Here is a 25543-nt window from a genome sequence, read left to right as displayed (position 1 = left end):
GGGGTCCTCCAAGGGCCGCCCGGCATCCTTGTGGGCCTCAAGATCACTCGGGGTGTCGGTGCGGGCCCAGACTGACGGGGACCGGGCGGCCGAGACGGCCGGCCGGGTCCGCGACCACGAGTGGGGGACCCCATCATGACCGAACGCGTGATCACGCCCAGGAGCCGCGGCTTCCTCTTCCTGGACGCGCACCCCGGCGGCTGCGAACGCCTGGTGGAGGAGATGTGGCGGTCCGTCCCGACGCCCGACACGGAGCCCGTCGCCCGCCCGGACGGGGCTCCGGTGGCGCTGGTCATCGGCTCCTCCGCCGGGTACGGGCTGGCGGCGACCGTGGCCGGGTTGGCGCGGGTCGGGATCCGAGGGATCGGCGTCTGCTTCGAGAAGGCTCCGGGGCGCCGCACCGGCACCGCGGGTTGGTACCGCACCGCCGCCACCGCCCGGCTGGCGCGGGAGCACGGCAGGGACTTCGTGTTCGTCAACGGCGACGCCTTCACGGACGAGGTCAAGGAGCGGGTGGCGGAGCTGGTCGCCGAACGCTTCGGCGGGCGCGTGGACCACCTCGTCTATTCGGTGGCCGCACCGCGCCGCACCGACACGGACACCGGCGAGGTGTACGCCTCGGTGCTGAAGCCGATCGGGGCCGCGCACACCACCAAGACCCTCGTCTTCGACGCTGACGCCGCTCCGGAGGTGAAGGAGGTCACGACGGAACCCGCCGAGGGGGACGACGTCGCCCGGACCACCGCCGTGATGGGCGGCGCGGACTGGCGGCGGTGGGTGGAGTTCCTGGAGCGGCGGAACCTGCTCGCGGAAGGGTTCGGGACGGTCGCGCTCTCCTACATCGGCTCGCCGCTCACCGCCGCCCTCTACCGTCAGGGCACCATCGGCGCGGCCAAGGCCCATCTGGAGGAGACCGCGCGGTCCCTGGACGAACGGCTGTCGAAGTCGGTCGGCGGTCGGGCGCTGACCTCCGTGAACGCGGCGGCCGTGACCCAGTCCTCGACGGCCATCCCCGGAATCGCGCTGTACGTGGGGCTGCTGCGCGGGGTGCTCGGCGAGGAGATGGTCGCGCCCGTGGATCAGGCCGTGGAGCTGTGGGACCGGCTCACGGGGGCGCGTCCGCTCGTGCGCGACGAGGAGGGGCGGGTACGGCTGGACGGTTGGGAGTTGGACCCCGCCGTGCAGAAGGCCGTGGGCGAGCGGTGGGCGAGGGCGACCAGCGCGAACGTCGCCGGGCTGGCCGACCTGGACTGGTTCGGTGACGAGGTGCGGCGGCTGTACGGGTTCGCCGTGCCCGGCGTCGACTACGGGGCGGCCGTGGAGGTGGACGTGGCCTGGCCGGAGTCCGCGCGCTGAACCGGGCGCCCCGGGCCCGGTGGTGGACGGGCGACGGGGGGCACCGCACTCGGGCGAGGCGGGCCAGGACCGGGAGCGGCGTGCGGTCGGACGTGCCGCCTGACGTGCTGAAACGTCACTTCGGTTGCTTTGGGTAACAATTAGGTTGCCAAGTGTGAGCGAAAGGGTATGGGGCGCTCCGGTCGGGGGCAGAACCGGCCGGGGGACCACCAGCACACCGGGAGGAGCGACCCGTGTCCACTTTCCTCATCGATCTCAGGCAGCGGCTCCGGTTGGGGCCGGCCGCGGCCCATGACGGACCGCCGGACTTCGAAGCGGACTTCCGCTCCGAGGCCCAGTGGGTCGCCGGGCGGTCCTGGGCCTATCCGGGCGGCGGGCCCGTCAACCCCGGCGACAACAAGCTCGACCACCTCACCCCGGATCCCGCGTACAGCCGCGGGGGCACCTTCCGCGCCACCCGCCGCCCCGACGGGAACTGGAACGCCGGGCTGCTCACGACCGAGGGCAGCCGCGAGGGGTTCATGGTGCGGGCCGGGGACGTGTTGTCGGCGCGGGTCCGACTGCCGGAGGAGACGGGTGCCTGGCCCGCGATCTGGACCTGGCGGGACGGCGGCAACGAGATCGACGTCTTCGAGTACCACCCGGACAACCCGGACCTGTTGGAGCTGTCCAACCACGTGCGGGGCGGGCACCTGTACCACCGCGATCCGGACGTGCAGCCCGGCGGGTGGGTGGACCTGAAGGTGGAGTTCGGGACGTACTCGGTGGTGTGGTGGCTCAACGGGGTCCGGGTGTACGAGGACCGGCGGGGGGTCGGGCGGCGGTGGTCGGCCTACCTGATCGTCAACCTGTCGGTGTGCGCCGGGCGTTACCACCCGGCCCCGGCGCCCGAGGTCTCGGAGATGTCCTTCGAGGTGGCCTGGCTGCGGGTGTGGCGGGGACGGCCCGGTGGGTGGTGGCCGTGGTCCCGGGCCCGGGGGTAGGGCACCCTCCCCCGGGGCCTTTCGGGGGCGCCGCGGCGGGGCCCGAAGGGGCCCCGCCGCGTTGTTCGGGCCGTGCCGTCAGTCGATCTTGATGGAGCTGACGCGGTCGTTCCAGCCGGAGCGGAGGACGCCCTCCTCCGCCCAGGGGCCGGTGTTGCCCGGGTACCAGTAGCCGCCTCCGCCGTTGTGCTCGGCGAGGTGCGCGGTGCAGGCGCCCACCTTGTACGAGGACATGTTGTCGTTGAAGTCCCAGTTGCCGAGGTTCTGCCAGTAGCCGCGGTCCCAGAAGGACAGCACGCGGCCACCGCCGCCGGTCCAGAACTGACCGTGCTCGTAGAGGCGGACCGGCGAGGAGCAGGCGGCCAGGGCGCCGCCGGCGGCCGTGGTCCGGCCGGCGAGGGCGGTCAGCTCGGCTTCCTTGGCGGTCAGTTCGGCGACGGTGCGGAAGCACTGGACGGTGCCGGCGGACCGTCGGATCAGGCAGGCCTTGGCCTCGCCCCAGTCCCCGGACAGGTCCAGGGTGCGGCCCTCGAAACGGGCCAGGTCGGAGCCGGGCGCGGAGGGCGCCCCGGCGGCGGAGGGGGCGGCCTGGGCGCTGCCCGTTCCGGTGAGCAGGGCGGCGGCGGCGGCCAGGGCCGCTGCCACGGAGGCGGTGCGGACACCCGTGCGGGCGGCGGTGACTCGCAGGTTTCCACGCTCTCGACGCATGCGCATGACGGGACTCCTCGCGGATCGGTCGGGATCGGACTCGTTCGGGACGGGACTCCTCGGCCCCACGGCGGTCGGGGCCGGACTGCGGTCAGCACCCTAGGACGCGGCCGTGTGACGCCCGCGGGCTCGGGGGAACGGTGGGGCGGGTGCGGCGCGGAGACGACCGTCCCGGACGCGTCCCGGACGGTCCGGGCCCGGTCCCGGACAGACTCGGGGGTCGCAGGGGGCGGCTGGGGCCCGTGGAGCCTGTGCGTGGGGGCCTGGTTCCGGGGTCGCGCACGTGGATCCGCCCTGGGCCGCCCCGTGCCGCCCCGCCCACCTCGCCCCGCCGCAGCGCCGCGCGGCGGCGGTCAGCGTGGGTTCGCGCGTGGCACCGGGCCGAGACAGACGTACCGGCCGGACTCGGCGCGGTACAGGAAGGTGGCGTCGGCGCTGGTGACCATGTGGTTCACGTCGCCGAAGTCGAGGGGTTTGGCCAGGCCACGGTAGGCGGTGCGGACCACGCGCACGGCCAGCGGGGAGCGCGCGGTGGTGCCGTCGGAGCCGGCGGCGACGGCGGTGATGGCTGCGGCCACCAGTCCGACGGCGTCGTACGCCTCCAGGGCCCAGCGCGCGGGCGCGGTGCCGTACGCCTCGCGGTGGGCGGCGACGAAGGGGGCCGCCGCGGGTACGGCGGCCGGGTCGGCGAAGGGGGCGCTGAAGGCCCACCCTTCGGCGGCGGACCCGGCCTCGGTCAGGAAGGCCGGCTCCATGGCCGGGGCGAGGGTGACGCGGGGGCCGCTGAACGGGCTGTCGGCGAGGGCGCGGGCGAAGCGGGCGGCCCGCACGGGGTCGGTGCCGCAGTACACCACGCCTTGGGCGCCGGCCGCGCGCAGGGCGGTCACGGCCGCGGCGGGGGCGCCCGCGCCGGTGCCGAGGCGGTGTTCGGTGGTGGTGCCCCCGGACGGCGAGGTCTCCAGCAGGCTGTCGGCGAGGCCGCGCGCGATGTCGGCGGCGGTGGGGTCGTAGACCGTGGCCGTGCGGGTCACGCGCCGGACGACCGAGAGGTAGTGCAGGACGGGGAGGCTCAGCATGCCGTCGGCGACGCGGGTCGAGCAGGAGGTGGGCATGCTCGCGAAGTCGTAGTCGGCCAGGGGCACCGAGACGGTGACCAGGGGCATGCGGGCCTTGCCGTAGGCGCGGGCGGCCGTGGGGAAGGAATCCGGGCGGGTGGGGCCGAGGACGGCGAGGACCGTCGGGTCCGCGATGAGGGTGCGGGCGATGGCGCCCGCCGCGGCGAGGTCGCCGCGGTCGTCGGCCGGGCGCAGGCGCAGCAGGAAAGGAGCGTCCGCGCGGGCGTTGTGGGCGTCGACGGCGAGACGGGCCCCGCGTTCCTGGGCGAGGCCGGTGGCGCGGCCCGGACCGGTGAGGTCGGCGTGCAGGGCGAGGGTGTGGACGGGCCGGTTGCGGGGCGAGCCGGTGCCGGTGCCGGGCGTTGTGCCGTCTGAGCCGAGGGTGCTCGCGTACCAGGCGGCGGGGGCGGTCGCGGCGAGGACGGCGCCGGCGGTGAGGAGTCCGCGTCGGGTGAGGCGGGGGCGGCCCGTGGGTGGGTCGGCCGCGGTCGGATCGAGAAGGGTGGGATCGGGGGCGGGGAGCTCCAGGGCGCGGGCCGAGCGCTCGGCGATGATCCGGGGCAGGGCCGGCGGGAGCCAGTCGGGTTCGCGGCCTTCGGGACCGCCGCCGGGGCTTTCGGGATCGCCGCCGGGACCGTCAGGGCCTTCCCGGTCTCCGGGGCCGAGGCGGTCGGTGAGTTCGGCGGCGGTGGGCCGCAGGCCCGGGTCCTTGGCGAGGCAGGCGGTGACGGTGGCGAGGAGGGCGGCGGAGACGTCCTCCAGGTCGGGTTCCTCGTGCACGGTGCGGAAGACGACGGCGGCGGGGTGGCCGCCGCCGAAGGGGCCGTGGCCGGTGGCGGCGAAGGCGAGGACGCAGCCGAGGGAGAACACGTCCGCGGCGGGGGTGGTGCCGTCTCCGTCGGAGCGGGCCTGTTCGGGGGCGAGGTAGCCGGGGGTGCCGACGACGGCTCCGGTGGCGGTCAGGGCGGTGGCCCCTTCGGGGCGGGCGATCCCGAAGTCGATGAGGCGGGGGCCGTCGAGCGCCAGCAGGATGTTGCCGGGCTTGAGGTCCCGGTGGACGAGCCCGGTGATGTGGATCTCCGCGAGGGCCTCGGCGAGGCGCCGTCCGAGGATCCGTACGGTCCGGGCGGGCAGCGGGCCGTGGAGGGCGACGGCCTCGGCGAGGGAGGGGGCCGGTACGAAGGGGGTGGCGAGCCAGGGTTCGCGGGCCTCCGGGTCGGCCGCGGTGGCGGGGACGAGCCAGGGCCCGCGCAGCCCGGACAGGACCTCCGCTTCGCGGCGGAACCGGGCGCGGAAGGCCGGGTCGGCGGCGTGTTCGGCGCGGATGACCTTGAGGGCGGTCAGCGTTCCGGACGGGGAGCGGCCCAGGTAGACGGTGCCCATGCCGCCGGAGCCGAGCCTGCCGAGCAGCCGGTGTCCGCCGACGTGGGAGGGGTCGGTGCGGGTGAGGGGGCGCACGGGCGGGTCAGGCGGGGGCGCTGGGGGCGGGTCCCTGGTAGCGGACGCGGCCGCCTTCGATGCGGTAGCGGTGGCTGTCGGGGAGGGAGAGGCGGCCTTCCGCGTCGAATCCGTAGGTGCGGGTCAGCCCCTTGTAGGTGCCCTTGGCGAGGCCGTCGACGAGGGCGGAGCGGGTGGGGCGGGTGCCGCCGCGGGCGAGGGCGGCGAGGCGTTCGGCGACCATCAGGGTGACGTCGTAGGACTCGGCGGTCCAGGGGGCCGGTTCGGTGCCGTGGGCGCGGCGGTGGGCGGCGGCGAGGGCGGTGACGGCGGGGCTGCCGGGTCCGACGTAGGGGGCGAAGTACTCCCAGCCTTCGGCGGCCGGGCCCGCGGCGGCGAGGAAGGGCTCGCCCGCGGCGCGGTAGTCGAGGGTGCGGGGGCCGGTGAAGCGGGCCGCGGCGAGGAGGCGGGCGATCTCGGCGGCGCGTTCCACCGAGCCGGTGTAGAAGATCCCGTCGACGCGGTGGTCGAGGAGGTCGGTGACCACGGGCCGCAGGTCGGTGGCCTCGCGGGCGACGACGCGGGGGTAGGCGGTGGCGGCGGGGACGTAGGTGCCGACGGCCTTGTCCATGAGGAAGGCGGTCTGGGTGGCGTCGGAGTCCCCGGCGCGGTCGCAGAGGACGCCGAGCTTGCGCAGGCCGAGGCCGACGACCATGCGGACGTTGGCGGGACCGTACTGGGTCATGGCGAGCGGGCAGGTCTGGAAGAAGGTGAGGCGTTCGGCGACGCTGTAGACGGTGGCGGCGGCGGACACGGTGAGCAGGGGGGTGGAGGCTTCGCTGTAGGTGGCGAGGACGGGCAGGACCGAGGCGATGCCGGTGGGGCCGATCACGGCGAAGAGGTCGGGGTCGGCGAGGAGTTCGGCGGTCGCCTGCGCGGAACGGGTCGGGTCGCCCTGGTCGTCGACGGTCTTCACGGTGAGGGTGAAAGGCTTGCCGGGGCGGGAGTTGAAGGCGGCCGCGGCGAGCCGGACCCCGCGGTCCTGGGCGCGGCCGGCGGCGGCTTCCGGTCCGGACAGGTCGGCCTGGAGGCCGATGGTCCAGCGGCGGGGGGCTGGCGCGGCCGGGGTCGGGGCGGCGGCGGGGCGGTCGCGGAGGGTGAGCCAGGCGGCGGTGCCGGCGCCCGCGGCGAGGAGGGCGGCGCCGCCCGCGAGGGTGAGGAAGCGGCGGCGGCCTGGAGCGGGCGGGGTGGCGGCCCCGGGGTCGGCGAGGGTCTCCTCGATGCCGGGGAGGGCGAGGAGGAGTCCGGCGCGTTCGGCGACGGCGGTGACCACGGGGTCGGGCAGCCAGTCGGCGGTGCCGGCGGGCACGTCCTCGCCGAGGCGGTCGGCGAGTTGTCGGGCGGTGGGGCGGTCCTGCGGGTTCTTGGCGAGGCATTCCCGCAGCAGGGCGACGAGTGCGGCGTCCGGGGCGTCGGCGGGGCCCGCCGGGGTGAGGTCGGGGGCGTCGTGGACGGTGCGGAAGAGGAGGGCTTCGGTGGTGCCGGTGCCGAAGGGTGGGCGGCCGGTGGCGGCGTGGGCGAGGAGGCAGCCCAGGGCGAAGACGTCCGCGGGCGGGCCGGCGGGGGCGCCTTCGGCCTGCTCGGGCGAGAGGTAGCCGGGGGTGCCGATGACCACGTCGGCGGAGGTGAGGGGGGTGTCGCCGGCGGCGCGGGCGATGCCGAAGTCGATGATGCGGGGCCCGTCCACGCCGAGGAGGACGTTGGCGGGCTTGATGTCGCGGTGTACGAGGTCGGCGGCGTGCAGGGCGGTGAGGGCGCGGGCCAGGGCGGTGCCGAGGACGCGGACGCTGCGGGGTGGCAGCGCCCCGTGCGCGGCGAGGGCTTCGTCGAGGCCGGCACCGGGCACGAAGGCGGTGGCGAGCCACGGTTCGGGGGCGTCGGGATCGGCGCCCATCACCTCGACCACCCAGGGGCTGCGGACCCGTCCGGCGAGGCCGGCTTCGCGGCGGAACCGGGCCCGGAAGCCCGGTTCCTCGGCCAGGTCGGTGCGGATGGCCTTGACGGCGGCGAGGGCTCCGTCGGCGGTGCGGCCGAGGTAGACCACGCCCATGCCGCCGCTGCCGAGGCGGCCGAGGAGGCGGTAGGCGGCGATGCGGGAGGGGTCGGCGGGCTGCAGGGGCTCCATCAGGCGGCCTTCCCCAGGGCGATCTTGGCGCGTTGCACCATCCAGGCGTGGCCGGTGGCGTACATCTCCTGGAGTGTGGTCCAGTCGACCCCGGGGGCGTTCTTGACGGACACCGCCATGGTGACGGGTCCGTACCGGCTCTGGACCCAGACGTACTTCTGCGGGCTGCCGTCCGGTCCGGTGTACGTGCCGTACTCGTTGACCGTGTCGTGGCTGACGACGTTCCCGAACTCGCCGTAGTACATGGCCACTCCGGTGAGTCCCGTGAGCCGCTGGTCGTCGCGCAGGCGCTGGTCCGGACAGCGCATGGCGTCCTCCAGGGATCGGGCGAGGCGGCCGCCCGCCCCGGCCTCGGAGCCGTGCACGGTGACGGTGGCGGTGATCTCCACGTCGCCGCCTCCGGTGCGGGCCGGCAGGCGGAAGTAGCGGGTGCGGGCGGCGAGTACCCCCTCGGGAAGCGGTCCGGTCTGCCACAGGCAGTCCGCGTCGAGCACCGGGAAGGTGCCGGGGCGGCTCTCGTACGGGGTGGCGGGGCGCACCCGCGTGTCGAAGAGGCGGGCGTCGGCGATGACCTTCTCCAGGACGGCGACCGCCTCGGCCCTGGTGTGGGGCGCCTTCGCGGGATCCACGGGCGGGGTGGTGATCGCGGGCGTGGGGGCGGGTGTCGCGGAAGGGGTGGGGCTCGCGGTCCGCGCGGGGGTGCCGGAGGCGGCGGGGGCCCGGGCGGCCGGGCCGGAGGAGCAGCCTCCGAGTGCGGCCAGCACCAGGAGCACGCAGGCGCACGCGCCGGGCGCGCGCCGTAATCCGTCCGTTCCCTTGACCGGCATTCCCCCCATGGCCGCGATGCTACGCCCGGGGGCCGGGGTGTCGGGAGGGAATGCGGGGATCCCCTTCACGGTGGGCCCCGCCGGTCCGGACGCCTCGCTCGCGGGTGGTGCGGGCCGCCGGGCGGGTCCGCGCGGGCGGCCCGGAAACGGGGTGCGGGGAGCGGGGGGCGGCTGGTTACGATCTTGCCGGCGCGCACCGGTCCCCCGGGGTCGGAGCGCGGGGACCCGGGGCCGTGGCGGCCGTCGGGCGGACGAGGAGGGGCGGGAACCGTGGGGGTTGCGCGGGAGAGCGGAACGGACGACTACGGCCGGGGCCCCGGCCCGCTGCCGGGTCCGCTGGTGGACGCGGCGTGGCTGGCGGACCGGCTGGGGGCGCCCGGCCTGGTGGTCTTCGACGCGTCGGTGGGCGCGCTCCGGGGGGCGGCCGCGAGCGTGCCGGGTGCCCGTCCCTTCGACCTCGACGGCGCCCTGTCGGACCACGGCTCGGCGGTGCCGCACACGGCACCGGGACCCGAGGCGTTGACGGCGGCGCTGCGCGGCCTCGGGCTGCGCGGTACGGACACGGTGGTGGTGTACGACGCGGCGGGGGTGTACTCCAGCGCGCGGGCCTGGTGGATGTTGCGGGCGGCCGGGTTCGACCGGGCCGCGGTGCTGGACGGCGGGCTGCCGGCCTGGCGGGAGGCGGGCGGACCGGTGGCGGCGGAGCCCGCCTGGTACGCGGGCCCGCCGGGTGACTTCACGGCCCGGCCGCGCGCGGGGCTGTTCACCGGGAGCGCGGAGGTGCTGGCGGCGCTGGATGACCCGACGGCGGCGGTCCTGGACGCCCGCACGGCCGGCCGGTTCGCGGGGACGGAGCCGGAGCCCCGGCCTGGGCTGCGCGGCGGTCACATGCCGGGGGCCGTCAGCCTGCCCTTCGGCACGCTCCAGCGCGACGGTCGGATGCGCGAACCGGCCGAGCTGCGCGCGGTGTTCGCGGAGCGGACGGGTGAACGGGGCGCGGAGCGACTGGTGTTCAGCTGCGGATCCGGGGTGACGGCGTGCGTGCTGGCCCTCGGCGCGGTCCTGGCCGGCCACGAGGACCGCGAGCTGACCGTGTACGACGGTTCGTGGAGCGAGTGGGGCCTGCCCTCCGCGCTGCCGGTGGTGAGGGGCGACGCCTGAGCGGTGGGCGCGAAGCCCGCCGGGGGGTGCCCACGGAACGAGGGCCACCGACCCGGACCCCGGTCCGTGGCGTCCGTCCCATGGACACCGTGAATCGGGGGTCGGGGTCGGGGTCGGGTCGGGGGCGGTCGGGCTCAGCGTCGGTTGTGAGGGAAGCGGGCCAGGACGGCGGCCATGCCGCAGGTGTCGGTGACGGCGGAGAACACCAGACCCGCGGCCACACCCGCGGACAGCAGCAGGAAGGCCGGGTGCAGGAGGCTCGCGGCGAGGCCGAGGAGCACCAGGCCGCCGGCCGCGAAGCGGACCTGCCGTTCCATCGCCCAGACGGTACGGGCCGGAGCGGAGCCCCCGGGATGGTGCAGCTCTCCCCCGGACCGCCGCCAGGCACCGGTGCCACCGGCGAGGGAGCGGGCGTTGAGCCCGTGCCCGGCGAGGGTGCGGGCGGCCTGGGCGGAGCGGGCGCCGGAGGCGCACACCACGAGCAGGTCGGTCCCGGACGCGCGGAGTCCGTCCAGGGCGGGGGCGAGCCGGTCCAGGGGGACGTTGCGGGCGCCGGGCAGGTGCCCGGAGGCGAACTCCGCCGGCGTACGGACGTCGATGACCTCGAACTCGTGGAGCCGGGCGCGGGCCTGGTCGGCGGCGAGTTCGGGGGCGGGGAGGGCTGAGGGGGACACGGGGATCTCCGATCGGGACGGCGCGGTACGGGGAGCGTGCGGCTCGGGGCCGGGTGGCACGGGGGCGTGGGGGCGTGGAGGGGGGTGGCCTGTAGGTTGAGCGGAACCGGGCCGGGGTCGGGGCGTCGGGGCGCGGGCGGTCGGGTCCGACTCGGGCCCCGCGGGGAATTCCTGTGCGGGCGCGAACGGTGCCGCGAACGGCGGGCGCCGCACCGCTCCCGGTACCGCTGCCCCGGCCCCGCACTACCGCGGTCGGCCGTACGGCCTTGCGGTCAGGCGGTCAGGCGGTCAGGCGGTCAGGCCGCGGTGCCCGCGGACCAGGTGAGCCAGCCGCCGTCGAGGTTGGCGGCGTCCAGGCCCAGGTTCCGCAGGAGACGGACCGCCGTGTGTGCGCGCTGACCGCCCTGGCAGTACACGGTGAGGGGCCGGTCCGTGGGGAGTTCGGCGGCGCGGGCGCGGAGTTCGTCGAGGGGGACGTGCAGCGATCCGGGCAGGTGGCCCCGGACGTGCTCCTCCTCGGTGCGGACGTCGAGCAGGACCGGTCCCACCGCCGCCCCGCCCGCCTCGACCCCCGCCCCGGTCTCGACTTCCGGGCCTGCCGTCTCGTGCCACTGGACGGTGGGCGTGGTGCCGGTGAGCAGGTTGTCCGCGAGGTAGCCGAGGAGGTTCACCGGGTCCTTGGCGCTGCCGTACGGGGGCGCGTAGGCCAGTTCCAGATCGGCGAGGGCCGTGACGGGGAGTCGGGCGGCGATGGCGGTGGCGAGGACGTCGATCCGCTTGTCCGCGCCGTCCGCGCCGACGACCTGGGCGCCGAGGATGCTCAGGTCCTCGGGGTCGAAGAGGAGCTTCAGGGAGAGCGGGGCGGCTCCCGGGTAGTAGCCGGCGTGGGAGCCTCCGTGCAGGTGCAGGACCCGGTGGGGGCGGCCCTCGCGGCGGAGTTCCTTCTCGTTGCGGCCGGTGGCGGCCGCGGTCAGGCCGAAGACCCGGACGATCGCGGTGCCCTGGGCGGGTCGGGCGGCGGCGGTGCGGCCGAGGATGGTGTCGGCGGCGAGGCGGCCGTGCCGGTTGGCGAGGTTCGCCAGCGGCACCAGGCGGGTGGTGTCCGCGCCGAAGGCGTCCTGCTTCTCGGCGGCGTCGCCTACCGCGAGGATCCGGGGGTCGCTGGTGCGCAGGGCGGAGTCGACACGGATGCCACCGTGCGGGCCGAGCGCGAGGCCCGCGGCGGTGGCGAGGGTGGTCTCGGGCCGGACGCCCACCGCGAGCAGGACCAGGTCGGCGGGGACCAGGGAGCCGTCGGACAGCAGCACCTGCTCCGGGAGCACTTCGGTGGCCTGCGCCCCGAGCCGGAGGTCCACGCCCCGGGCGCGGAGCTCGTCGGCGAGCGGCCGGGCCATCTCCGGGTCGAGCGGGGGCAGCACCTGGGGGCCCGCCTCGACGAGGGTGGTGGCGAGGCCGCGGTGGCGGAGGTTCTCGGCGGCCTCGGTGCCGATGAAGCCGGCGCCGATGACCACGGCGGTGCGGGCGCCGTCCGCGAGGGCGGCGAGGACGGCGTCCAGGTCGGCGATGTCGCGCAGGGTGTGGGCGCGGGCGATCCCGGGGACGGGCGGGACGGCGGGGCGGGCGCCGGGCGCGAGGACCAGGTGGTCCCAGCTCTCCTCGTACGTGGTGTCGTTCCGGAGGTCGCGGACCCGGACGGTGCGCCGCTCCCGGTCCACGGAGACGACCTCGGCGCGGGTGCGGACGTCGAGGGCGAAGCGGCGGGCCAGGCTCTCGGGGGTGTGCAGGAGCAGGGCGTCGCGGTCCTCGATGACCCCGCCGAGGTGGTAGGGCAGCCCGCAGTTGGCGTAGCTGACGTGCTCGCCGCGTTCCAGGACGACGATCTCCGCCCGCTCGTCCAGGCGGCGCAGCCGGGCCGCCGCGGACATGCCCGCGGCCACTCCTCCGATGACGACGACCTTCATGGAGTTCCGTTCCTTCCGTGCACGAGTGACCGCACCATACCCAGGGGGGTATCCGCGAAACACCCCGGGGGGTATGTTCAGACAGTACCCCCGGGGGTATCAGGATTGCAAAAGTGAAGCGGATTCACTTGGGGAGCGATACCCGTACGGGTATCGTGGATCCGCACGGAAACAGGAGAGGCGGAGCGTCGTGAAGGTGGACGAGGAGGTCTCGGGCGCGGTGCTGAACCGCCTGCGCCGGGCCCAGGGACAGCTGGCCGGGGTCATCGGGATGATCGAGGACGGCCGGGACTGCAAGGACGTGATCACCCAGCTCGCGGCGGTCTCCCGGGCCCTGGACAGGGCCGGATTCAAGATCATCGCTTCGGGCATGCGGCAGTGCCGCGACGGCGGGGCGGACGGCCAGGAGGCCCCGCTCACCGAGGAGGAGCTGGAGAAGCTGTTCCTGTCCCTGGCCTGACCCCCCGGAGATCGGGCCGGGGCAGGGGCACGCCCAAGGTCAGGCAGGGGATCCGAACGGGGCTTGTCGGGGCGAAGGTTCGGCATCCGACCCCCGGTCCAGCCCCGCCGGAACGGCCGCGCGCAGCGCCGCGGTCACGGCCGCCACGGCGGGGTGGTCGCCCGCCCCCGCCCGGAAGGCGACCAGGGTGCGCCGCTGCATGGCCAGCCGGGTGAGCCGGACCGGCGGCACCGGATCGGCGAGCCCCAACTGCGGCACCACCGCCACCCCTTGGCCCGCCGCGACCAGGGCGAGCACGGTGGCGAACTCGTCGACCTGGTGCCGCACCCGTGGGGTGAACCCGGCGGCCTGGCAGGCCCGTTCGGTCATCGTGCGGCACAGGGTGCCCGGCGTGGCGGTGATCCACGGGGCGTCCCGGCAGTCCGCGAGTCCGCGCGGGCCTGCGTCCCGCCCGGCGGGACCTCCCCCGCGCTCCGCGCCCCCCGCACCGAACCCCGTCGACCCGTCCGAGCCCACCGGTGCCGCCGGTGCCGGCGGTGCCTGGGGTTCCGCCAGGTACATGTCCTCCGCGCACAGGAAGCGGGTCGCCAGTCCGGGCTCCTCCGGGGCGGGCACGAAGTCGTAGGTGTGGATCAGGGCCAGGTCCAGCTCCCCCGCCCGCAGGGCGTGCGCCACCGCAGCCGGGTCGGTCTCGGAGACCATCGGCTCCAGGTCCGGGTGGCGGACGGCCAGGGCCGCGAGCGCGGCGGGGAGGATGGCCCGGGTGGCCGTGGGGAAGGCCCCGATCCGCAGCGGGCCGGCAGGGCCGCGGCGGGCTCCCGCCAACTCCGCCTCGGCCCGTTCGAGCCGGGCCAGCACGGCTTCGGCGTGCCGGACCAGCCGCTCCCCCGCCGGGGTGAGCCGGACCCTGCGGCCGGTCCGTTCCAGCAGGGGCAGCCCGGCCTCCCGCTCCAGGGCGGCGAGCTGCTGGGACACCGCCGAAGGGGTGAAGGCCAGGGCCTCGGCGACGGCCGCGATGGTGCCCCGCAGGGACAGTTCCCGCAGCAGGCGCAGGCGTCGTACGTCGAGCATCAGCTCAGCTTACGTTTCCCACCAGAAAAGCGAACTGGACCTGCACAGGGCGCGGCGGTCAGGCTCGACGCCATGACTCAGGCACCCACCGCACCCACCGTTCCGCGTCTGCACGGGGTGTTCGTCCCCCTCGTGACCCCCTTCGGCCCCGGCGGGGAGGTGGCCGCCGAGGCCCTGGAGGGGCTGGCCCACGCCGTACTGGACGGGGGCGCGACCGGGATCGTGGCCCTCGGCACCACCGCGGAGGTCGCCGCCCTCGACGCGGCCGAGCGGGGCCTCGTCGTGGAGGTCTGCGCGCGGGTGTGCCGGGAGCGCGGGGCCGTGCTGCTGGTGGGGGCCGGTGGTGGGGACACCCGGGCCTGCGCGGCGGCGCTGGCCGGGCTGGCGGACCGGCCCGAGGTCGCCGGCGCGCTGGTCACGGTCCCCGCCTTCACCCGGCCGGGAGCCGCCGGCGTCCTCGCGCACTTCACCCGGCTGGCCGCGGACAGCCCGGTGCCCCTGGTCGTGTACCACATCCCGTACCGCACGGGGATGCCGCTGGGCGCCGCCGACCTGCGGGCGCTCGGGGCGCTGCCGGGGGTGGCGGGGGTCAAGTACGCGGCGGGCTCGGTGGACGCGGAGACGGTGGCGCTGTTGGGGGACCTGCCACCGGAGTTCGCCGTCCTCGCCGGGGACGACGTCTTCCTGTCCCCCCTGCTGGCGCTCGGGGCGACCGGCGGGATCCTGGCCTCCGCGCACCTGGCCACCGACCGGTTCGCGGAGCTCACCACGGCCTGGCGGGAGGGTCGGACGGACCGGGCGCGGGAGCTGGGCCACGCTCTGGCCCGACTGTCGGCGGCGCTGTTCACCGAGCCCAACCCGACCGTGCTCAAGGGGGTCCTGCACGCGCGGGGGACGATCCCGACCGCGGACGTCCGGCTGCCCCTGCTGCCCGCGGCGGCCTCCTCGGTGGCCGGCGCGCTCGCCGCCCTGGACGCCCTCGCCTAGGTCGCGTCCTTCGGAGGGACGGGCCGGCGGCGGGCCGGGTCAGGCGGGGCCTTCCCCGGTCTCCGCGGCGGCGTCCAGGGCGGCGGTGAGGCGGTCCAGGCGGCTGCGCAGGTCCTGGATCTCCTCCAGCCGGAAGCCGGTGGCGGCCGCGATCCGGCGGGGCACCCGGGCCGCGCCGGTCCGCAGGGCGTCGCCTTCGGGCGTCAGGGAGATCCGTACCGAGCGCTCGTCCTCGACGCTGCGCTCCCGGCGGACCAGCCCGGCCGCCTCCAGGCGCTTGAGGAGCGGGGAGAGGGTGCCGGAGTCCAGTCGGAGGCTGCGGCCGAGCTCCTTGACGGGCTGGGGGCCGCGCTCCCACAGGACCAGCATGACCAGGTACTGCGGGTAGGTCAGGCCGAGGTCCTTGAGGAGGACCCGGTAGATCCCGCCGAAGGCCCGGGCCGCCGCGTGCAGAGAGAAACAGATCTGCCCGTCCAGACGCAGGAAGTCCTCGTCGGTGAGGGTCGCGTACGGCGCCCCGATGGGCTGCTCGGTGGGCTGCTCGGTCATGGGACCAGGGTAGCGCGGAGGCCACTCGGAGGCGATTTAGTTGTGCGCAATTGAATTGCGTGCCATAGTGATGGAGCGAGACCGCCCCGGCGGACCGCACCCCGCAGACCACACTCCGCGAGAGGATCCATCCGATGGACGCGCTGTACACCGCTGTCGCCACCGCCAACGGCCGCGAGGGCCGCACCGTCAGCTCCGACGGCCGCCTCGACCTCCCGCTCGCGATGCCCCCGGCCCTGGGCGGCAACGGCGAGGGCACCAACCCCGAGCAGCTCTTCGCGGCCGGCTACGCCGCCTGCTTCGCCAGCGCGCTGGGCCTGGTCGGCCGCCAGGCCAAGGTGGACACCGGCGAGATCTCCGTCACCGCCGAGACCTCCATCGGCAAGGACACCGACGGCGGCTTCGGCCTCGCGGTGACCCTGCGCGTGGAGCTGCCCGAGGCGCTCCAGGGCGAGACCGGCGAGCTGCTGGTCAAGCAGGCCCACGAGGTCTGCCCCTACTCCAAGGCCACCCGCGGCAACATCCCCGTCGAGCTCGTCGTCGAGTAGTCCGGGCCGACGGTCCGGACGGGCCCCTCGGCCCGGCTCAGACGGCGGCGGAGGCCAGCACCGTGTCCACGGTGTCGGCCTCCGCCGCCGTCTTGTCGTACCGGTACCGCACCACCCGGGCGAACCGCAGCGTGACCCCGGCCGGATAGCGCGATGACCGCTGGAGCCCGTCGAAGGCGATCTCCACCACCAGCTCCGGCCGCACCCGCACGGTGAACCCGTCGTCGGAGAGCGCCAGCTCCCGCAAGCGGTCCGTCTGCTCGCGCAACACCGCGTCGGTGAGGCCCTTGAAGGTCTTCCCGAGCATCACGAAACCGCCGTCCGCGGTCCGGGCCCCCAGGTGCAGATTGGACAGCAGGCCGGTCCGGCGGCCGTGCCCCCACTCGGCGGCCAGCACCACCAGGTCCAGGGTGTGCACCGGCTTCACCTTGAGCCAGGACCGGCCCCGGCGACCCGCCGCGTACACCGAGTCCAGCCCCTTCACCAGCACCCCCTCGTGCCCGCGCTCCAGGGTGCGACGCCAGAACGCCTCCGCCTCCGCCTCCGCCGGATCGGCCCCGTCCGGCACCACCAGGCGGCGCACCCGCGCACCTTCCGGCACCAGCTCCTCCAGGACGGCCCGCCGCTCCGACAGCGGCAGGTCCACCAGCGGCCGCCCCTCCACCGCCAGCACGTCGAAGAAGAACGGCGACAGCGGCAGGGCCGACCGGGCCGCGGCCACGTCCCGCCGGGAACCGACCCGGCCCGCCACCTCCTGGAAGGGCGACGGCCGCCCCGACTCCCCGACCGCGATCACTTCCCCGTCCAGCGCCAGATCCCCGCCGGACAGCCCCGCCACCAGCGCCGTGACCTCCGGCAGCCGCCCCGTGATCTCCTCCAGCGTGCGGGTGTACACCCGCACCTCCCCGGCCGACCGGTGCACCTGCACCCGGATCCCGTCGAGCTTCTCCTCCACCTCGCAGGCGCCCAACGCCGCCACCGCCTCCGCCACCGAACCCGCCGTGTGCGCCAACATCGGCTGCACCGGCCGCCCCACCGTCAGCGTGAAGGCGTCCAGGGCCGACGGCCCCTCGGCGAGCAGCGCCCGGGCCACCGGCGGCAGCGCACCGGCCAGCATCACGGCCCGGCGCACCGCGGCGGCCGGCACCCCCGCCGCCGCGGCCACCCCCTCCAGGGCGGCCGCGTCCAGCGCCCCCTGCCGCACCTCCCCGGAGATCAGCCCCCGCAGCAGGTCCTGCTCCGGAGCGGTCGCCGCGCCCAGCAGCTCCGCGACCCGCCGGCGGCGCTCGGCCACCGCACCGGCCCCCGACACGGCGGCGAGCCCGCTCAGGGCGGCGTCGGTGCCCGTCACCGTCAGGGTCGGCCGCTCCGCCGGGGGCACCGGATCGGCCAGCAGCCGCCACCCCACCCCGATCCGGCCCTGCGGCAGCCGCCCGGAGAGGTACGCGATGACCAGCGGCGCCTCCTCCGGCGGGGCCGCCGCGAACAGCGCGGCGAGCAGCTCCGTCTTCCGGGACCGGGCGGCGGTCCCGGCCACCTCCCGCGACACCCGGGCGACCTCGGCCAGCAGCATGCCGTCATCCTCCCCCCGGTGCGCGGCCCCCGCACGGCGCGCACTGGCCGATCCGCCGCCGCGCGGGCAGCCTGGGCCCATGGACGCCGACGCACCGCAGCCGCCCGTCCCGGGCCCGGAGGGCCCCCTCCCGGACGGCGCCCGGACCGCCGGGACACCGGCCCCCGAGGAGCCCGGCGGGCAGGTCCGGCTGGGTACGGCCCGGGGCCGGTGGGTGCTGCTGACCACCGTGCTCGGGTCCACCATGGCCCTGCTGGACTCCACCGTCGTGAACGTGGCCCTGCCCCGGATCGGCGAGGACCTCGACACCGGACTCGCCGCGCTCCAGTGGACCGTCAACGCCTACATGCTCACCCTGGCCGGGCTGATCCTCGTCGGCGGGGCCCTGGGCGACCGCTACGGGCGGCGGCGGATCTTCGTGCTGGGCGTGGCCTGGTTCGCGTTGGGCTCGCTGCTGTGCGGGCTGGCCCCGAACGCCGGCGTCCTGATCGCCGCGCGTGCCCTGCAGGGGGTGGGCGGTGCCCTGCTCACGCCCGGTTCCCTCGCGCTGATCCAGGCGTCGCTGCACCCCGACGACCGGGCGCGGGCCGTGGGGCTGTGGTCGGGGCTGGGCGGGGTCGGGGCGGCGGTGGGCCCGTTCGTCGGGGGCTGGTTGGTGGACGGGCCCGGCTGGCGCTGGGTGTTCCTGCTGAACGTGCCGCTGGCCGCGCTCTGCGTGCCGGTGGCGTTGCGGCACGTGCCCGAATCCCGGGATCCGGCGGCGCACGGCCGGTTCGACATCGCGGGAGCCGTGCTGGGCGCGGCGGCGTTGGCGTTGGTGACGTACGCGCTGATCGAGGCGCGGGCGGCGTCGGCGGTGGTGATCGGTTCGGCGGTGGCGGGCGTGCTGCTGGCGGTGGCCTTCGTGGTGCTGGAGCGGCGGCGGGCGGACCCGATGATGCCGCCGGACATCTTCGCCTCGCGGCAGTTCACGGCGGTGAACCTGGTGACGCTGTGCGTGTACGCGGCGTTCGGCGGGTTCTTCTTCCTCGCGGTGCTCCAGTTGCAGGTGGTGGCGGGCTGGTCGGCGCTGGCGTCGGGGGCGGCGCTGTTGCCGGTGACCGTGCTGATGCTGCTGCTGTCGGCCAGGTCCGGGGAGCTGGGCGAGCGGATCGGGCCGCGGATCCCGCTGACGGTGGGGCCGCTGCTGTGCGCGGCGGGGATGCTGCTGATGCTGCGGGCGGGGCCGGACGCCTCGTACGTGACGGACGTGCTGCCGGCGTTGCTGGTGCTCGGTTCGGGGATGGTGGTGCTGGTGGCGCCGCTGACGGCCACGGTGCTCTCCTCGGTGCCGGTGGAGCGGGCCGGGCTGGCCAGTGGCATCAACAACGCGGCGGCCCGGGCGGCGGGGCTGATCGCGGTCGCGGCGTTGCCGTTGCTGTCGGGGATGGGACCGGAGGCGTACCGCGAGGCCGGGGAGTTCGAGGCGGCGTTCCGGCGGGCGATGCCCTGGTGTGCGGGGGTGCTGGTGCTGGGGGCGGTGTTGGCGTGGGCCACCGTCCGGTCGCCGCGGGCGGAGTGCCATCCCCGGTGCCGTACCTACTGCGCGGTGACGGCGCCCCCGCTGGAGCCGCCCGCCGATGACGGCCTGGGGGCCGGGGGCGGGCGGAGCGGTTGAGGGAGGGCGGCGGCGGGGGGCGGTTCCTCCGGCCGGCGGTCCCGGGCGGGCCGGGCGGGACCGGGGCGGGGAGAGTGGGGGCATGTGCTGGAGCGCGACGGCCGATCTGGTGGCGGGGACCGTGATCACCGCGGTGGGGGCGGTGTGCGTGGCGCGGGTCCGGCGGGTGCGCGACCTGCCGTTGGCCGCGCTGCCGCTGCTCCTGGGCGTCCACCAGCTCCTGGAGGCCGTGGTGTGGCGGGACGGGGGCGGATCCGGGCCTGCCGTCACGGCCTGGGCGGTGATCGCGCTGCCGCTGCTGCCGGTGTGGGTGCCCCTGGCCGTGCTGTGGGCCTCGCCGGCCGGGGTGCGGCGGCGGCTGTGGGTCCCGGTGGCGGTGGGACTGGTCACGGGTGCGGTGCTCGCCGTGCGTCTGGCGCGCGCTCCGGTGGTGGCGGAGGTCCGCGGTCACCGGATGGGCTACACGGTGGACCTGCCGTACGCGCCCCTGCTGCTCGCCGGATACCTGGTGGCGGTGCTGGGGGTGCTGTGGGCGAGCGGGGACCGGCTGCTGGTGCGGTTGGGCGCGGTGACCGGGGTGGGGGCGGCGGTGTGCGGGGCGCTCTGGCGGTGGGAGTTCGTCTCGACCTGGTGCGCGTTGGCGGCGGTGGCTTCGGTGCTGTTGCTGCCGTGGCCGCGGCGGGCCGTGCCGGCGGTCGGGGTGGGGGTGCCGGCGGGCTGACCCCGCCCGGGGCCGCCGGGCGGGGTCGGTCGCGGGTCAGCCGGCCCAGGGGGCCATCGGGTACCAGATGAGGTCGCGGCGGGCGAGCATCCGGACGTCCCAGTACAGGACGAGGAAGACGCCCGCCGCCGTGAAGGAGGCGGCCATGAGGGCGGAGACCCGGCCGGGGCGGGCGCTGAGCCAGCGGTGCAGGCGGTCGCCGAAGAGTGCGCTGACGACGAGGAGGACCACGGCGACGATGACGACGTTGCCGAGGGTCTGGAGGGCGAAGGCGGCGGCCCCGTAGAGGAGGTTGTGGCTCTCGGCGGTGTCGCGGAAGAGCTGCCGGAACAGCCCGTACGGCCGGCCCAGGAGGAAGCCGCCGATGAGGCCGCCCATCAGGAGCATGGGGGCGTGGGGGTAGCGGGCGGTGATCCGGGCCAGGGGGTCCCGGACCAGTCCGGCGGCGGCGAGCCCGAGGTACACCATGAGCAGGCCCATGATCCCGTACACCACCATGGCCTGGACGATCCGTGGCGAGAAGCCGGTGGCGCCGGGCACGGACTCCTGGAACTGGGGCATGCCGGTGCCGGCGAGGGCGGCGACCATACCGTAGAGGGCGGAGACGGCGACGGCGCCGAGCACGAGGTGACCGAGGGGCACGAGCATCGCGGTGATCCGGCCGCGGCGGGTACTGGCCTGTCCGGCGAGCGGGGCCATGGCGCTGAACACGGCGATGTTGCAGGCGGTGAAGGTGCCGCCGATGCCGGTGGCGAGGGCGAAGGCGATGCCGGCGAGGGCGCCGGAGATCGGGGCGTCCGCGGCCGGGTGCCCGAGCAGGGTCTCGGAGATGGTGCCGCCGACGGTCTTGTCCACGAACTCCGCGGACCACACGACCGTCAGCGCGAATCCGAAGAGGGCGCCGAGGAGCAGCACCAGGCCGCGGCGGCGCGGGGCGTGCCCGTCGAAGAGGAAGGAGGGGGTGCGGTCCGGCTTCCCGGAGCGTGCTCTCGGTGCGGTGGAGCGGCCGTCGGCCAGCTGGGTCATGAGGGGGTCCTCTCACCGGTGCGTGCGGGGTCGGTGCGCGGTCGGTGCGCGGTCGGTGCGTCACGCTAGGGGGGAGCGTGGCAACCGCAGGGGTGCTCGGCCGGGAGAGCGCACGATGGAAGAAATCCGTCGGGATCGAGCCGCCCAGGATTGGCCAGTTCATGTCAACAGATACACGGTCGATATCCCTGACGGATCATCACGACGCGGCCCTTCGAAGGGTGCTCAGTCCGTGATCAGGACCGGCGAGCGGGCCGAGCGCCCGCTGTCCGCGCCGGTGGCCTCGATCAGGTAGGCACCCGCGTCGGCCAGCCGGAGGGTGAGCGCGGCCCGTCCCGCGGAGTCCGCGCGGACCTCCCCGAAGGTGCCCGTCCCGGCCCCGCTCCAGGTGAACCGGACGGCCTCGCCCGCCTCGAAGCCGGTGGCCAGGGCGCGGTACTCGCGGTCACGGGGCACTGACGCGTCGGAGAGGGCGAGTTCGGGCCACTCCGCGCCGGCGCTCCGGCCGGGCTCGGGGGCGGGGGCGGTCTCGACGGGGCCGGGGCGGACCGTCAGCCGGGCCTCGGTGATCCGGCCGCTCACCAGACCGATGGCGCGCAGGGTGTACGACCCGGGATCCATGTCGGCGCGCAGGGCGAGGGAGACGGAGCCGGCGGGGCCGGCCGTGGCCGTGGAGAAGGTCCCGGTGGACTCTCCGGACCAGGTGAGCCGGATCCGCTCGTCCGGTGCGAAACCGGTCGCGGTGGCCTCGAACCCGTCCCGCTGGATGACCGTGCCGGTGGACAGCAGCAGCCGGCTCGTCGGCCGCTCGGGCCCGGGGGCCGCGGCGGTGGCGCGGGCGCGCACGCTGACGGCCGGGGCGGGAGCGGCGCCGCGCTGGGCCGTGGCGGAGGCCGTGGGCCGGGGCGGGGCGGCGGCGGACGCGGGGCCCGGGTCCCCGTCCTCGAAGGCCCCGAGCGCGAGGGCGGCGCAGAGCGCCCCCAGCGCGAAGGCGACCGCGTTCCCGGGGCCGATCGGCGACTTCATGGTGTGTGGCTCCTCCGTTCCTTGCAGCGCGCGCTCCCAGGGTGCGCGCCCGCCGGGGCCCCGCGCAGGCCCCCTGCGTCACAGTGGCCGGATCGTGACGAGCGGCGCGCCCCCGGGGCCGCCCCGGGAGGTACGGGGCGCGGCGCGCGGACCGTACTTTCGGACGGTCGGGATGGTGCCGGGGGCTGACGGAGCGGGCGGGGGCCCGCGCCGAGCATGGAGAGGACCCCACCGCTCCCCCGTACGGAGACCGTCTTGCCCGAGAGCCCCGCCGTTCCCCCGCTCACCGATCCCGCCCCGGCGGGTGGCGGGCGGCACGCCCGACCGGCCCCCGCACCCGCCGTCGGGGGCGCGCCGCGCCGACGGATCGACGCCCTCGACGCCCTCCGCGGCTTCGCCCTGTGCGGGATCCTCCTCGTGAACGTCCCGCAGATCACGGACCTGCGCGGTTACCGGGTCCCCGGGGAGCTGCTGCCCGCCCGGGAGCTGCTGGACCTGACCGTGCAGCACCGCTTCTTCCCTCTCTTCTCCTTCCTGTTCGGGCTGAGCTTCGTGCTGTTCTTCGAGTCGGCGGCCCGCCGGTCGGACCGGCCCCGGCTGGTGCTGGTGCGCCGGCTGGTGGCGCTGGGCGTGCTGGGCGGCCTGCACCAGCTCCCGCACCCGGGCGAGGCCCTCACCCCGTACGCCCTGTTCGGGCTGCTGGTGCTGCTGCCGTCGACCTGGCTGCCGCGCTGGGCGGTGCTCGCTGCCGGCGCGGCGGGCACGGTGGCCGGGGTGACCCTGGCGGGCGGTGGCATCGCCCTGATCCCGGGGCTCTTCCTGCTGGGCTCGGCGGTGGCCCGGTACGGGGTGGCCGACACCCTGGAGCACCGCACCCGGCAGCTCGCGGTGGTCTTCGCTCTGGCGGCCCCGGCCGCGGTGGCCGCCACGGTGTGGCAGCAGGCCACCTGGACGGCCCCGTACGCGACCCGGTCCGCGGCCGTCGCCGGGCTGCTCGCCGCGATCGCCTACGCCTCGGGCTTCCTGCTGGTGCTGCGGAGCCCGATGGGCCGGGCGGTGGGCGCGGTGTTCGCCCCGCTGGGGCGGCTGGCGCTGACCCACTACGTGGGGGCGACCCTGGTCGTGGTGGCCCTGGCCGGGGCGTTGGGGCTGCGCGGTTCGGACCGGTGGGGCACGGCCCTGCTGCTGGCGGCGGGGGTGTTGGCGGCGCAGGCCGTGCTGTCGCGACTGTGGCTGGGGCGGTTCCGGTACGGGCCGCTGGAGTGGGCCTGGCGCGCGGTGACCTGGTGGGAGCCGGTGCGCCTGCGGCGGGCGCCGGTCGGGGGGCGGAACCCGGTCAGCGCGGGCTGATCTGGCCGGTCTCCCAGGCCCAGGCGGCGATCTCGACCCGGTTGCGCAGGCGCAGCTTGGTCTGGATCGCCGTCAGGTGCGTCTTCACGGTGGACAGCGAGATCCACAGCCCGTCGGCGATCTCCTGGTTGGTGCGGCCCCGCGCCACCATTCGGACCACCTCCAGCTCCCGTTCGGAGAGCACCGACCGCTCGGCGGACGGGGTGCCGGGGCGGCCGGCGAGCGGCCCGCCGGGCTGCTCCGCGAGGTGTTCCAGCAGGCGCAGGGTGACCGCCGGGGATACCAGGGCGTCCCCGCGGGCGGCGGCGCGGACGGCTTCCAGCAGGAGGTCGGGGCCCGCGTTCTTCAGGACGAAGCCGACGGCCCCGGCGCGCAACGCCCCGTAGAGGTAGGCGTCGTGGTCGAAGGTGGTGACGATCACGACCTTGAGGGGATCGGGGACGCCCGGTCCGGCCAGGGCCCGGGTGACGTCGAGGCCGTCCAGGGCGGGCATCCGGACGTCGACCACGCACACGTCGGGGCGGAGCCGCCGGGCCATCTCCACGCAGGCGGCCCCGTCCGCGGCCTCGCCCACCACCTCCAGATCGGGCTGGGCGTCGAGGATCAGGCGGAAGCCCAGGCGGACCATGGCCTGGTCGTCGGCGATGAGCACCCGCAGCGGGGCCGCTCCCGGGCGGCCGGGAGCCTCGGGGGCGGGGGACGGCGGGGCGGGCTCCACGGGTGGGACTCCTCGGGCTGCGGGTGCGAAGGCCGGGCCACGGATGGGCGGCGGTCCTGTCGATCGTAGGAGGTGGGCGGCCCCGCGCGGACCGTGCACCGGTCCGCGCGGGCCCCGGCTCAGGCGGGGGCGCGGACGGGGAGCGAGGCGTGGACCCGCCAGCCGCCGTCGGGGGCCGGGCCCGCCTCGAAGGTGCCTCCGACGGCCTCGGTCCGTTCGCGCAGCCCCACGAGTCCGAAACCGCCGCGGCGCCCGAAGCCCGACCCCCGGCCGGCGGGAGTCCCGGGTCCGCCCGCGTCGGTGACGGTCACCAGCAGCCCGCTCCCGCCCGGTGCGGTGTCCACCGAGACGCGGACCTCTGCGCCGGGCGCGTACCGGGCGGCGTTGGTGAGCGCCTCCTGGACCACCCGGTGGACGGTGGTCTCCACCTCCGGGTCCAGGCGGGCCGCCCGCGCCGCCGCGGAGACGGCCAGCCGGGGGGCGCCACCGGTGGTCTCCGCGGAACGGGAGACCAGGCCGGCGAGTCCGGCGACGAGCCCGCCGGCGCGGACCGCCGCGTCCTCCTCCTCGCGCAGCACCCGGACCAGGCGGTGCATGGAGTCCAGGGTCTCGTTGCCCGCCGTCTCGATGCCGAGCAGCAGCTCGTCGAGGCGTTCCCGGGACAGTCCGGTGACGGTGCGGGCGGCCTGGGCCTGCACCACCATGCCGGTGACGTGGTGGGCCACGACGTCGTGCAGGTCCCGCGCGAGGCGCAGCCGTTCCCGGTCCCGGACCTCGCGGACGGCGCGGGCCCGGCGCTCGTCAAGGGTCCGCAGGTACCAGCCGAGTCCGCCGGCGCCGGCCGCGGCCAGGGTCAGCAGGAAGCACCACAGGGTCCGTTCGCCGCCGCCGTCGCCGAGCCGGAACGGGGTGGTGGCGGTGGCGGCGCCGAGGAGGAGGGCGAGCCCCAGGGCGAGGGGGCCGGGGGCGCCGGTGCGGGCCGTCCGGACCAGCAGGAGCAACAGGGCCGCGCTCTCCGCGAGGCCCCAGGCCCAGGAGCCGCCGCCGGCGGCGAGCACCGCGGTCAGGGACCCCGACAGCAGGACCGCGACGCCCGCCCGGAGCTCGGTGCGGGGGTTCCCGGGCAGCGGGGCGAGGGCCACCAGGGCGATCAGGACCTCGCCGCCGAGCAACAACGGCGAGGGGCGCGGCAGGGAGGCGGCGAGGTCGGCGAGCCACGACAGCAGGAGGACGACGGCGAGGCCGAGGCCGGGCGCGTGCCGGCGCAGCGGTCCGGAACGCGGCCGGTGCCGCTCCCCCGCCGCCGTGCCGCCCGGCGCGGAGCCGTCGGGCCGGGAGGTGCCGGGACGGGCACGGTCATCGGGGCCCGCGCGGCCGTCCCGGTCGTTCGGGTCATCCGGGCCGCCGGGGTCGGCCGGGTCGGCGGGGCCTTCGGGGAGCAGCACGTCCC

General features: G+C 76.4%; 22 protein-coding genes. 9 read left to right on the top strand and 13 right to left on the bottom strand.

Annotated features, from left to right (window positions below; all coding sequences use genetic code 11):
- Positions 1–135 precede the first annotated feature (135 nt).
- Positions 136–1356: an enoyl-[acyl-carrier-protein] reductase FabV gene (fabV, locus tag ABTZ17_RS08800; RefSeq protein ID WP_352194827.1), complete on the top strand. Its 1221-nt coding sequence runs from the start codon at positions 136–138 to the stop codon at positions 1354–1356.
- A 248-nt stretch (positions 1357–1604) separates the two neighbouring features.
- Positions 1605–2339 (top strand): family 16 glycosylhydrolase, encoded by a 735-nt coding sequence (locus tag ABTZ17_RS08795; protein ID WP_502994624.1) that lies wholly within the window; start codon positions 1605–1607, stop codon positions 2337–2339.
- A 78-nt stretch (positions 2340–2417) separates the two neighbouring features.
- Here the strand turns inward: ABTZ17_RS08795 and ABTZ17_RS08790 are convergent, their stop codons facing one another.
- From ABTZ17_RS08790 to ABTZ17_RS08775, 4 genes are all read right to left on the bottom strand, one after another.
- Entirely contained in the window at positions 2418–3053 is a 636-nt protein-coding gene (locus ABTZ17_RS08790) for a hypothetical protein (RefSeq protein ID WP_352194826.1), read from the bottom strand.
- A gap of 347 nt (positions 3054–3400) precedes the next feature.
- A complete protein-coding gene (locus ABTZ17_RS08785) occupies positions 3401–5620 on the bottom strand; it encodes a bifunctional serine/threonine-protein kinase/ABC transporter substrate-binding protein (protein WP_352194825.1) in 2220 nt (739 codons plus the stop codon).
- Between the two features lie 7 nt (positions 5621–5627).
- Complete coding sequence (locus ABTZ17_RS08780; RefSeq protein ID WP_352194824.1) at positions 5628–7784, bottom strand: bifunctional serine/threonine-protein kinase/ABC transporter substrate-binding protein; 2157 nt, start codon at positions 7782–7784, stop codon at positions 5628–5630.
- A complete protein-coding gene (locus ABTZ17_RS08775) occupies positions 7784–8620 on the bottom strand; it encodes a hypothetical protein (RefSeq protein WP_352194823.1) in 837 nt (278 codons plus the stop codon). Before ABTZ17_RS08775 ends, ABTZ17_RS08780 begins: the two co-directional genes overlap by 1 nt.
- A gap of 261 nt (positions 8621–8881) precedes the next feature.
- On the opposite strand from ABTZ17_RS08775, the gene ABTZ17_RS08770 reads away from it, so the two are divergent.
- Complete coding sequence (locus ABTZ17_RS08770; protein WP_352194822.1) at positions 8882–9772, top strand: sulfurtransferase; 891 nt, start codon at positions 8882–8884, stop codon at positions 9770–9772.
- A 134-nt stretch (positions 9773–9906) separates the two neighbouring features.
- On the opposite strand, the gene ABTZ17_RS08765 is transcribed toward ABTZ17_RS08770, so the two are convergent.
- The gene (locus ABTZ17_RS08765; RefSeq protein ID WP_352194821.1) at positions 9907–10446 is read right to left on the bottom strand and encodes a rhodanese-like domain-containing protein; all 540 of its coding nucleotides are present in this window, start codon (positions 10444–10446) and stop codon (positions 9907–9909) included.
- Positions 10447–10742: 296 nt separating this feature from the next.
- Positions 10743–12407, bottom strand: a complete 1665-nt coding sequence (locus ABTZ17_RS08760) for an FAD-dependent oxidoreductase (protein ID WP_352194820.1) — start codon at positions 12405–12407, stop codon at positions 10743–10745.
- 190 nt (positions 12408–12597) lie between these two features.
- On the opposite strand from ABTZ17_RS08760, the gene ABTZ17_RS08755 reads away from it, so the two are divergent.
- The gene (locus tag ABTZ17_RS08755; protein WP_352194819.1) at positions 12598–12867 is read left to right on the top strand and encodes a metal-sensitive transcriptional regulator; all 270 of its coding nucleotides are present in this window, start codon (positions 12598–12600) and stop codon (positions 12865–12867) included.
- A gap of 39 nt (positions 12868–12906) precedes the next feature.
- On the opposite strand, the gene ABTZ17_RS08750 is transcribed toward ABTZ17_RS08755, so the two are convergent.
- Positions 12907–13938: a LysR substrate-binding domain-containing protein gene (locus ABTZ17_RS08750; RefSeq protein ID WP_352194818.1), complete on the bottom strand. Its 1032-nt coding sequence runs from the start codon at positions 13936–13938 to the stop codon at positions 12907–12909.
- A gap of 72 nt (positions 13939–14010) precedes the next feature.
- Here ABTZ17_RS08750 and ABTZ17_RS08745 point away from each other — a divergent pair, with 72 nt between their 5' ends.
- Positions 14011–14925, top strand: a complete 915-nt coding sequence (locus ABTZ17_RS08745) for a dihydrodipicolinate synthase family protein (RefSeq protein WP_352194817.1) — start codon at positions 14011–14013, stop codon at positions 14923–14925.
- A 39-nt stretch (positions 14926–14964) separates the two neighbouring features.
- On the opposite strand, the gene ABTZ17_RS08740 is transcribed toward ABTZ17_RS08745, so the two are convergent.
- Positions 14965–15474 (bottom strand): MarR family winged helix-turn-helix transcriptional regulator, encoded by a 510-nt coding sequence (locus ABTZ17_RS08740; RefSeq protein WP_352194816.1) that lies wholly within the window; start codon positions 15472–15474, stop codon positions 14965–14967.
- A gap of 134 nt (positions 15475–15608) precedes the next feature.
- Here ABTZ17_RS08740 and ABTZ17_RS08735 point away from each other — a divergent pair, with 134 nt between their 5' ends.
- Positions 15609–16022, top strand: a complete 414-nt coding sequence (locus ABTZ17_RS08735; protein ID WP_352194815.1) for an organic hydroperoxide resistance protein — start codon at positions 15609–15611, stop codon at positions 16020–16022.
- A gap of 37 nt (positions 16023–16059) precedes the next feature.
- Here ABTZ17_RS08735 and ABTZ17_RS08730 read toward each other — a convergent pair whose 3' ends face one another.
- Positions 16060–17595 carry an ATP-dependent DNA ligase gene (locus ABTZ17_RS08730; RefSeq protein WP_352194814.1) on the bottom strand — a complete coding sequence of 512 codons (1536 nt, stop codon included), beginning with the start codon at positions 17593–17595 and terminating at the stop codon, positions 16060–16062.
- A 79-nt stretch (positions 17596–17674) separates the two neighbouring features.
- Between ABTZ17_RS08730 and ABTZ17_RS08725 the strand changes: the two genes are divergently transcribed.
- Together ABTZ17_RS08725 and ABTZ17_RS08720 are read left to right on the top strand one after the other, a co-directional pair.
- The gene (locus tag ABTZ17_RS08725) at positions 17675–19252 is read left to right on the top strand and encodes an MFS transporter (protein ID WP_352194813.1); all 1578 of its coding nucleotides are present in this window, start codon (positions 17675–17677) and stop codon (positions 19250–19252) included.
- 82 nt (positions 19253–19334) lie between these two features.
- Entirely contained in the window at positions 19335–19973 is a 639-nt protein-coding gene (locus tag ABTZ17_RS08720; protein ID WP_352194812.1) for a DUF6629 family protein, read from the top strand.
- Positions 19974–20009: 36 nt separating this feature from the next.
- Here the strand turns inward: ABTZ17_RS08720 and ABTZ17_RS08715 are convergent, their stop codons facing one another.
- Both ABTZ17_RS08715 and ABTZ17_RS08710 read right to left on the bottom strand, forming a co-directional pair.
- Positions 20010–20999, bottom strand: a complete 990-nt coding sequence (locus ABTZ17_RS08715) for a hypothetical protein (protein WP_352194811.1) — start codon at positions 20997–20999, stop codon at positions 20010–20012.
- Positions 21000–21224: 225 nt separating this feature from the next.
- Complete coding sequence (locus tag ABTZ17_RS08710) at positions 21225–22025, bottom strand: hypothetical protein (protein ID WP_352194810.1); 801 nt, start codon at positions 22023–22025, stop codon at positions 21225–21227.
- A gap of 255 nt (positions 22026–22280) precedes the next feature.
- Between ABTZ17_RS08710 and ABTZ17_RS08705 the strand changes: the two genes are divergently transcribed.
- A complete protein-coding gene (locus ABTZ17_RS08705; protein WP_352194809.1) occupies positions 22281–23375 on the top strand; it encodes a DUF418 domain-containing protein in 1095 nt (364 codons plus the stop codon).
- Here ABTZ17_RS08705 and ABTZ17_RS08700 read toward each other — a convergent pair.
- Both ABTZ17_RS08700 and ABTZ17_RS08695 read right to left on the bottom strand, forming a co-directional pair.
- Positions 23362–24003 (bottom strand): response regulator, encoded by a 642-nt coding sequence (locus ABTZ17_RS08700; RefSeq protein WP_502994623.1) that lies wholly within the window; start codon positions 24001–24003, stop codon positions 23362–23364. The two genes, ABTZ17_RS08705 and ABTZ17_RS08700, sit on opposite strands and share 14 nt — an antisense overlap.
- A gap of 209 nt (positions 24004–24212) precedes the next feature.
- A complete protein-coding gene (locus ABTZ17_RS08695) occupies positions 24213–25538 on the bottom strand; it encodes a sensor histidine kinase (protein WP_352194807.1) in 1326 nt (441 codons plus the stop codon).
- Positions 25539–25543: the final 5 nt, after the last annotated feature.

This window comes from Streptomyces sp. NPDC097619, from assembly GCF_040302735.1.
Taxonomy (GTDB): domain Bacteria; phylum Actinomycetota; class Actinomycetes; order Streptomycetales; family Streptomycetaceae; genus Streptomyces.
The sequence above is the reverse complement of the archived record's forward strand: the minus strand, read 5'-3'. Positions and strand labels throughout refer to the sequence as shown.

Coding starts and splice junctions, on each gene's coding strand:
- fabV (WP_352194827.1), top strand. CDS start 136: ATGACCGAACGCGTGATCACGCCCAGGAGCCGCGGCTTCCTCTTCCTG.
- ABTZ17_RS08790 (WP_352194826.1), bottom strand. CDS start 3,053: ATGCGCATGCGTCGAGAGCGTGGAAACCTGCGAGTCACCGCCGCCCGC.
- ABTZ17_RS08780 (WP_352194824.1), bottom strand. CDS start 7,784: ATGGAGCCCCTGCAGCCCGCCGACCCCTCCCGCATCGCCGCCTACCGC.
- ABTZ17_RS08775 (WP_352194823.1), bottom strand. CDS start 8,620: ATGGGGGGAATGCCGGTCAAGGGAACGGACGGATTACGGCGCGCGCCC.
- ABTZ17_RS08760 (WP_352194820.1), bottom strand. CDS start 12,407: ATGAAGGTCGTCGTCATCGGAGGAGTGGCCGCGGGCATGTCCGCGGCG.
- ABTZ17_RS08750 (WP_352194818.1), bottom strand. CDS start 13,938: ATGCTCGACGTACGACGCCTGCGCCTGCTGCGGGAACTGTCCCTGCGG.
- ABTZ17_RS08745 (WP_352194817.1), top strand. CDS start 14,011: ATGACTCAGGCACCCACCGCACCCACCGTTCCGCGTCTGCACGGGGTG.
- ABTZ17_RS08740 (WP_352194816.1), bottom strand. CDS start 15,474: ATGACCGAGCAGCCCACCGAGCAGCCCATCGGGGCGCCGTACGCGACC.
- ABTZ17_RS08735 (WP_352194815.1), top strand. CDS start 15,609: ATGGACGCGCTGTACACCGCTGTCGCCACCGCCAACGGCCGCGAGGGC.
- ABTZ17_RS08730 (WP_352194814.1), bottom strand. CDS start 17,595: ATGCTGCTGGCCGAGGTCGCCCGGGTGTCGCGGGAGGTGGCCGGGACC.
- ABTZ17_RS08725 (WP_352194813.1), top strand. CDS start 17,675: ATGGACGCCGACGCACCGCAGCCGCCCGTCCCGGGCCCGGAGGGCCCC.
- ABTZ17_RS08720 (WP_352194812.1), top strand. CDS start 19,335: ATGTGCTGGAGCGCGACGGCCGATCTGGTGGCGGGGACCGTGATCACC.
- ABTZ17_RS08715 (WP_352194811.1), bottom strand. CDS start 20,999: ATGACCCAGCTGGCCGACGGCCGCTCCACCGCACCGAGAGCACGCTCC.
- ABTZ17_RS08710 (WP_352194810.1), bottom strand. CDS start 22,025: ATGAAGTCGCCGATCGGCCCCGGGAACGCGGTCGCCTTCGCGCTGGGG.
- ABTZ17_RS08700 (WP_502994623.1), bottom strand. CDS start 24,003: ATGGTCCGCCTGGGCTTCCGCCTGATCCTCGACGCCCAGCCCGATCTG.